The sequence below is a fragment of the Deinococcus aerophilus genome, from assembly GCF_014647075.1.
In the GTDB taxonomy this organism is placed as follows: Bacteria; Deinococcota; Deinococci; order Deinococcales; family Deinococcaceae; genus Deinococcus; species Deinococcus aerophilus.
The window spans coordinates 1-1,219 of sequence record NZ_BMOM01000075.1 but is presented as its reverse complement, the minus strand read 5'-3'; the positions used below and the strand labels follow the sequence as shown (position 1 = coordinate 1,219).

General features: G+C 63.6%; 1 protein-coding gene. It reads left to right on the top strand.

The window, feature by feature from the left end:
• Position 1: 1 nt before the first annotated feature.
• Positions 2 to 1,219: an elongation factor Tu gene (gene tuf / locus IEY21_RS16620; RefSeq protein WP_188905453.1), complete on the top strand. Its 1,218-nt coding sequence runs from the start codon at positions 2 to 4 to the stop codon at positions 1,217 to 1,219.

Sequence of the window (1,219 nt, the reverse complement as noted above, 5' to 3'; positions counted from 1 at the left end):
CATGGCAAAAGGAACGTTTGAGCGCACGAAGCCGCACGTGAACGTGGGCACCATCGGCCACGTCGACCACGGCAAGACCACCCTGACCGCCGCCATCACCTTCACGGCCGCGGCCATGGACCCCACCATCGAAACGATGGACTACAACCAGATCGATAAGGCCCCCGAAGAAAAGGCCCGTGGCATCACCATCAACACCAGCCACGTCGAGTACCAGACCGCGACCCGTCACTACTCGCACGTTGACTGCCCCGGCCACGCCGACTACGTCAAGAACATGATCACCGGTGCGGCCCAGATGGACGGCGCCATCCTGGTCGTCAGCAGCGCTGACGGCCCCATGCCCCAGACCCGCGAGCACATCCTGCTCGGCCGTCAGGTCGGCATTCCCTACATGGTCGTCTTCATGAACAAGGTCGACATGGTCGACGATGAAGAACTCCTGGAGCTCGTCGAGATGGAAGTGCGCGAGCTGCTGTCCAAGTACGAGTTCCCCGGCGACGACCTGCCCGTGGTCAAGGGCAGCGCGCTGCAGGCCCTCGAAGCGCTGCTGAAAAACCCCAAGACCGCCCGCGGCGAAGACAAGTGGGTCGACAACATCTGGGAACTGCTCGACGCGATCGACAGCTACATCCCCACCCCCGAGCGTGACACCGACAAGGCGTTCCTGATGCCCGTCGAAGACGTGTTCACCATCACCGGCCGCGGCACCGTGGCAACGGGCCGCATCGAGCGTGGCATCGTGAAGATCCAGGACGAAGTGGAAATCGTGGGTCTGCGCGACACCAAGAAGACCACCGTGACCGGGGTCGAAATGCACCGCAAGCTGCTGGACTCGGGCATGGCGGGTGACAACGTGGGCGTGCTGCTGCGTGGCGTGGCGCGTGACGACGTGGAACGTGGCCAGGTGCTGAGCAAGCCGGGCAGCATCAAGCCGCACACCAAGTTCGAAGCGAGCACGTACGTGCTGAGCAAGGACGAAGGCGGACGTCACTCGGCGTTCTTCGGCGGCTACCGCCCGCAGTTCTACTTCCGGACGACGGACGTGACCGGCGTGGTGGAACTGCCCGAAGGCGTGGAGATGGTGATGCCCGGAGACAACATCACCTTCGTGGTGGAACTGATCAAGCCCATCGCCATGGAAGAAGGCCTGCGCTTCGCCATCCGCGAAGGTGGCCGCACCGTCGGCGCCGGCGTCGTTACCAAGGTCCTGGAGTAA

What these genes read in the sequence shown, in the direction of transcription:
- tuf (WP_188905453.1), top strand. Translation starts at nt 2, where the DNA reads ATGGCAAAAGGAACGTTTGAGCGCACGAAGCCGCACGTGAACGTGGGC.